A 5,924-nucleotide genomic window follows, 5' to 3' on the forward strand; every position below is an offset into this window, starting at 1 on the left:
CGGTACGGCGGTCATAGCGGCGGGGTCACACCCGGTCTCGTTTCGACCCCGGAAGTTAAGCCCGCCAGCGATCCCGGGTGTACTGCCCTCCGAGAGGGGGCGGGAAACCGGGGACGCCGCCGGCCACTAACCATTACCTGTTCTCTGGATAATCACCTACACAAAAGTTATTTAAATATCCCCGGATATTTTTTAACGGTTGGTGGTTATGCTCAAGAAGTCCAAAAGGGGCAGTGTCAACTGGGATTACATCAAGGAGAGGCATCCCGGCGTCATCGACGAGTTGAAAACCCTCCGCGATTGGGACAGCGTTAAGTCTGCGATTCCCGAATCCGAGACCGCTTCGGACTACTCTATTCTTGCGCTGGAAGCCATAGCCGCCCTCATCAGGGAGCTTCGTATGGACAGGGAGATGCTTGGCGAGCGTATTGAGGTTCTCAACCGCAAGCTCGAGGAGCTGAGTGCGTCCAGCAGGGAATCCTCCCATTCCCTGGAGAAGCGTATTAAGAGCCTGGAAGACCAGCTGATGGAACTTGAACGCAGAACCCTTTTCCTCGACAGCGTTGAGATGCTCGTGCCTCGCTTCGGTGAGATGGAGGAGCGCATGGAGCGCCTCCCTGGCGAGATTATGAAGCGCCTCGAGGAGCGGTACGGCAGGAAAATGGATGAGTTTGTAAGGGCGTACGTGGAGGAGCGTCTCAAGGCCTTTGAGGAGCAGATGAAGAAGGACGTTTTTGGGGTGAGTGTGGATCTCGCTGACACTCTTCTAAAGATACAGCAGAGGTACGAGGAGCTTGTTGCGGAGAACGTTCGTCTCAGGTCCGCCCTTCAGGAGAAAGAGAGGCTCCAGAAAGCCATCATTGAAAAAGATCGGGAGATTGAGGATCTGAAACGGAAACTGGCTGCCCTTAAGGACATGTCCCAGAGAGTGGATGTCCTCAGTAAGAGACTGTCGGAATACGAGGCAAAACTTGCCGAGATCAACCACATCCGTAAGGAACTCGCGGCGCTAACGGGCACGGGTGACATAGATGCCGCGCTTACCATCCTGAAGACGCAGTTCATCCCAAAGTCCAAGTTCGAGAGCACCCTTCAGGAGGTTAAGAACATCCTCCAGGAGGTCGAGGGGATACGACAGGAGAACGCCAGACTCCGCGAGGAGAATGAGAAGCTCAAGGAAGCGCTGAAGACGTTTCTCCAGGAGAGATTGGAGGATTCATCCCTCCCTGTCGAGGATGGCGAGTCTGGTTAACCCTTCCTCCACCTTTTTTGTTACGAGGTCGCTCCTGTCGTCTACCTCTTCAAGTTTGGCCTGTATAATCTTCCTTAATTTCTCGTTCAGCTCAGCTATACGGACCAGGGTCTCAACTGTGCTGGCCCTAACGACCTCGTCCCTGTCGTGGAGCAGGCTGAAGAGTTTGGGCAGAAATGGACTCACGTACCTTATCCCGTTTTCACCGAGCGCCGAGATGAAGTTCAGTGCCGTCAGTTTGTCGGTGGTGTCCCTGGAGGTCAGCATGTACCCGATGTCTCTGAAGATGTTGCCGAGCAGCGCGGGTTTGACCCTCATTATCTCCTCAAGAACGTAGGCCATGTTCACCTTTATCTTGGGGTCTCCCACGCGGTAGTTGGCGAATATTGCCGGTAGAACCCGGGATACCGTGTCGGGCACGACCTCCGCGAGGACTCCGAATGCCCTGGCTATCTCCTGGGTGAGGGGAACGGCCTCGCTCCTTCTCAGCATCACCATGAGCTTGGTTATTAGGGACTCGTGAAGCTCGGGCATGTCTTTTACCACTTCCACAATTACTCTCAGGGCGTTTTTCTGTACTGTCCACAGATCATCGTCGAGAAGGAGAAGAACCTCTTTGAGGGTCTCCTTGCTGGCGGTGGCGCGGATCAGTACTTCTTCCACGCCCTCCCCCGTCGCCAGTGCTTCCCTGATGTCCAGCTCCCCGTCCATTCAATCACCATTGTAGGTTACTGCAAAGGTTTATATAAGCTTTTCACTTAGCCTCCTCGGGGGATAAACCATGAAACGGGGAGTTCCAATGATTCTAATGCTGTTGCTGGCTTTTTCTTTGTCTGCGCAGGCGCTTGCGGAGCAGAGTCCCGTGCTGTGGAAAGGTGAGGTATGCAGTGACGTCCAGTACCAGAAAAGCATTGAGGCAGTCGCGATCCTCAACGGCAGGGTCTACGCGGGATGCTCCTACAGGCAGCTGGCCAACGCCAGCGGAATGGTGGGTATCTACTACCTGGGAACCACCGCCGCGTACTCGTCCAACGGCACCTTCCTGTGGCAGAACGACTCCGGCTACGTCGTGAAGCTGTACCCCCTGCAGGATGGGAGCGTTTTGGTGGGGAGCATGGGGGGTTTCATAACCTTTGACCGGGACGGCAGGTTTGCGGCCAGAAACCTCACGATGAACAAGCTTTACGATTTTCAGATCGTTGGGAAGGATGTTTATGCAGTTGACGGCGACTTTTTCCTTGAGAACGGCAGCGAGTCGTACGTTGGTCATCTGTACCGCGGAACCCTTGTGAACGATACCGTAATACTGAACGGCTGGACTCTCAACTTTACCTCCCTCACCAGCAGGGTCAGAGTTGGGGATGGGATAATCTACGTTGGCGCGGGTTTCCCCTCGGGATATGTTGGCCCCAGACAGTTCGGCTACGTCTACGGCGTCCTGCCCAACGGAACCCTTGCCTGGACCGTGGAGACCGGCCAGTGGGTCAGGGACATGGAGCCCTGGGGCAGCGGCGTGCTGGCGGGAACCGGGAACGGTACCTCCGAGGGGCGCGTCTACATGATAGGTTCCGATGGAAATGTGCTCTGGGAGCGGGAGCTGTTCTACACCGAGGACATCGAGGTGAACGGTGACACCGCCTACATCGGAGGAATGGGCTCCGGTGGTGGAGAACTCGTGGCTCTGGACTCCTCTGGAAACGTTCTGTGGAACCAGAGCTTCCCGTACAGGGTTAAGGTGGTTAAATACGCTGACGGTGTGCTCCTGGTGGGTACGGGTAAGTTCGAGAGCAGGGACGAGAACGGAACCACGGTCATCTACAGTGTTGGCTCCCTCTACGCAGTTGACCCCGCCGACGGCAGTATCCTTGGAGAGCTCCCGAACCTGGGGTACGTTCGCAGCATTGCGGTTGAGAAAGGAACCGCGGTGGTTGGAACCGCCAGCTCGGCGTTCTATGCAGTTGATGTTGAGAAGCTTGCGGGAAATGGGGGTGAGAAGAGCATCTGCGGACCAGCCGCCATTGTGGCACTGACACTCTTTGGCCTTCTCGTGAGAAGGCGCTGATTCTCTCTGTTTTCTATTTACATGGCCACGAGTCCGTACTCTATCAGCTTGTTGACTATCTTTCTGCCGTCCCTGGTCAGGTCCACAACCTTTCTTATCATGACGATTTTTAGAAGCCCCTTATCTATCATCCTGTCGTATATCTCCTCTATCTCCCTCTCGCTTAGCCCGAGGAACTGGTGGACCTCGAGGGGGTTGAGCCCGGAGTACAGCGCCATGAGTATCTGCTTTTCGGTCTCGTCGAGGCTCTCCAGTTCCTTCAGCTCCTTTTCCATGACCTCCTTGAATTCCACCTGGAGCGTTGGGAACTCCTTTGAGACCTTGAGTATGAACTCGAAATAGCTCGGGATGTACTTGAGCAGGTAGCGCAGTACGAACAGGCGGGTTTTCTTCTCGGGTATGTGCAGATACGAGGTAACGGTCTCGTTGATGTAGAAATGCTTCACCTTCCACGCTTCGATTTTCTTCCCGTTCAGGTCAACCTGCTCGATGTCCATGTCCTCGACGTCGGAGAACACCGGTATTGGCCTCCTGTCCTGGTCAAGGATGACAATGTTGCGCTCGGTTTTGCCCCTCTTGGCTGACTTTACTGAAACTATCCTCAGGGAACCGTCCTGCCACGAGGACTCCATGTTTATCGCTCCGCCCTTCATCCTGGCCAGCTGCACCTTCACGGCCTTTCCGTTTATGAGCGTCTCGAAGAGTGTGTGGATGAATTCACGGAATTTGTTCTCATCGTATATAAGGAGGTTGTCCCCTATCGTGAGGATCAGGGTGAGCTCTCCCCTGCCGGGCAGGTAGAACTTCATCCCGAAGTGCTCCCTCTCGGGGTTGAGCTTGTAATTATCCGGGACGTTCACGCCAATGTCGGTGAGTGATGAAAACGGGAAATTGTCCTCTCCAACGACCTCTCCCATCTTGAGGTACCTGAGGATAAGCCTGTCGTTGTGTATCCCACCTATAGCGTCCCTCCAGGTCGTCCTTCCGGATCCCTTCCATGATGAGATTATGGTTGCTTTGACCCTTGTTTCCGTCACTGCCATAGTTCATCCCCTTTTCGGTACCCCTCAGGTGAGGGCGTTGTACTCCTCCAGCTGCCTCTCCAGCTTCTCCAGCTTGGAGCGGAGCTTCTCACATTCCTGGGTGAGCTTCACCTCCAGAGGAGTCACGGCGGGATTCTCTCCCCTGCCCTCTATAAGCTCGTCGATGATATTTATGGCACTGTTTATATTGCTTGTGATTTTGATGAGGGCCTCCTCAGGTGGGAGCGTCATCTGGCTCTTTCCGTCCTTACTCCTGACCACAACTGGGAGTTTCGTTTTTGCAACGTAGTTCATCATGAGGTTCAGCTTTTCTCTGTCCCTCTGGCTCGGGAAACGGGCCAGCCACAGGCGCTTGAACTCATCCAGCTCCGCCAGCACCTTCATGAGGAAGGCGTTGTACTCCTCCTCGCTCACGTATCCCAGGGTGTAACCCCTGGCGACGTCAAGCAACATGCCGAGTCTCTCCTTCTTCCTCTTGGCCTCGTTGAGCACGTTCTGCACCTTTTCGTCTATCACCTTACGGAGCTTCTGTATAAGCTCCTCCTCGTTGACGCCGGAGACGCTCATCTTTTTCGGTTGCTCCGTCGTAGCCGAGGTTTTCTGCTGCTTCGTTCCTCCCGGCCGGGAGGCCGCACTGCTCTCCCTCAGCTCGCGCTCCACCAGTACGGCGTAGAGCTCACCCATCTGGTTGTTGAGTGTGTTGGATATGATGTAGGCCGACAGCACGGTTCCGAGCAGCACCACGACAGCTATGACCGCTATCATCACCCAGTCCATCTTCCCACCCCCGATGCTGTGTAAAGAAGGAAAACAATGAAAGAGCCTCAGAGTTTGAACCTGCCGATGATGTCCCTCAGGTTTTCCACGATGTTTTTGAGGTCTTTGGCGGCTCTTTCGAGCTCCTCGGTGGCGGCGGTCTGCTCCTCCACCGCTGAACTGACTTCTTCTGCTGAGGCGGTGGTTTCCTCAGCACTCGCGGCCAGGTTCTCAAGCGACCTCAAAGCATTCTCAACCTCATCCTGCGTCTTAACAATCTGCTCCTTAACCTCACTCATCCTCGAACTGGCATCCTGAAGCAGGTCAGCTATATTACCCAGGTAGGTTATTGTCTCCCTTAGAGTCTCGGCGCTCTCGCCAACCACTGAAACGCCGCGCTGGGTGCTGTTGACGGCGTCGTGGATTTCGCCGGTGATCTGGTCAATAATGTTCTTGATGTTGTCTGCAGCCTGCTTGCTTTCCTCCGCGAGTTTCCTAATCTCCTGAGCAACCACAGCGAAACCCCTTCCGGCCTCGCCGGCCCTTGCCGCTTCAATGGCTGCGTTTAAGGCGAGTAAGTTCGTCTGCTCCGCAATGTTGGTAATCACGTTCGTAATCTCCTCAATACTCCTGCTCATCTCAGAGACCTTCCTGACCGACTCCTCGATTTCGTTCATGGTTTGCTGGATGCTTTCGATTTGTTTGGCTGAGATTTCGCCTTTTTGTCTGCCTTCGCTGGCTATTGTGACGACTTCGTTTACTGCCGCCTCGAATTCGTCCATGGCTCTGACGCTTTCTGCGCTTGTTTCTG

Annotated in this window: 6 protein-coding genes and 1 rRNA gene; 3 read left to right on the top strand and 4 right to left on the bottom strand. The window is 54.7% G+C overall.

Features of this window, described 5'->3' with window-relative positions; all coding sequences use genetic code 11:
* Positions 1-3: 3 nt before the first annotated feature.
* Together rrf and E3E42_RS11605 are read left to right on the top strand one after the other, a co-directional pair.
* A 5S ribosomal RNA gene (rrf, locus tag E3E42_RS11600) occupies positions 4-125 on the top strand.
* A gap of 83 nt (positions 126-208) precedes the next feature.
* Entirely contained in the window at positions 209-1,252 is a 1,044-nt protein-coding gene (locus tag E3E42_RS11605; RefSeq protein ID WP_206206130.1) for a hypothetical protein, read from the top strand.
* Here the strand turns inward: E3E42_RS11605 and E3E42_RS11610 are convergent.
* Positions 1,217-1,963: a PH0542 domain-containing protein gene (locus E3E42_RS11610; protein WP_167904868.1), complete on the bottom strand. Its 747-nt coding sequence runs from the start codon at positions 1,961-1,963 to the stop codon at positions 1,217-1,219. The two genes, E3E42_RS11605 and E3E42_RS11610, sit on opposite strands and share 36 nt — an antisense overlap.
* 151 nt (positions 1,964-2,114) lie before the next feature.
* Here E3E42_RS11610 and E3E42_RS11615 point away from each other — a divergent pair, with 151 nt between their 5' ends.
* Entirely contained in the window at positions 2,115-3,314 is a 1,200-nt protein-coding gene (locus E3E42_RS11615; protein ID WP_370519670.1) for a CGP-CTERM sorting domain-containing protein, read from the top strand.
* Positions 3,315-3,331: 17 nt separating this feature from the next.
* On the opposite strand, the gene E3E42_RS11620 is transcribed toward E3E42_RS11615, so the two are convergent.
* The 3 genes from E3E42_RS11620 to E3E42_RS11630 all read right to left on the bottom strand — a co-directional run.
* Positions 3,332-4,357 carry a CheF family chemotaxis protein gene (locus tag E3E42_RS11620; RefSeq protein ID WP_167904872.1) on the bottom strand — a complete coding sequence of 342 codons (1,026 nt, stop codon included), beginning with the start codon at positions 4,355-4,357 and terminating at the stop codon, positions 3,332-3,334.
* Positions 4,358-4,381: 24 nt separating this feature from the next.
* On the bottom strand, positions 4,382-5,134 hold the full coding sequence (locus E3E42_RS11625; protein WP_167904873.1) for a hypothetical protein: 753 nt from the start codon (positions 5,132-5,134) through the stop codon (positions 4,382-4,384).
* Positions 5,135-5,181: 47 nt separating this feature from the next.
* The coding region (locus tag E3E42_RS11630) for a methyl-accepting chemotaxis protein (RefSeq protein WP_240913702.1) at positions 5,182-5,924 on the bottom strand (743 nt) is incomplete at its 5' end.

Origin of the sequence: Thermococcus sp. JdF3 (assembly GCF_012027495.1) — an archaeon.
Lineage (GTDB): Archaea > Methanobacteriota_B > Thermococci > Thermococcales > Thermococcaceae > Thermococcus.

Coding starts and splice junctions, on each gene's coding strand:
- E3E42_RS11605 (WP_206206130.1), top strand. CDS start 209: ATGCTCAAGAAGTCCAAAAGGGGCAGTGTCAACTGGGATTACATCAAG.
- E3E42_RS11610 (WP_167904868.1), bottom strand. CDS start 1,963: ATGGACGGGGAGCTGGACATCAGGGAAGCACTGGCGACGGGGGAGGGC.
- E3E42_RS11620 (WP_167904872.1), bottom strand. CDS start 4,357: ATGGCAGTGACGGAAACAAGGGTCAAAGCAACCATAATCTCATCATGG.
- E3E42_RS11625 (WP_167904873.1), bottom strand. CDS start 5,134: ATGGACTGGGTGATGATAGCGGTCATAGCTGTCGTGGTGCTGCTCGGA.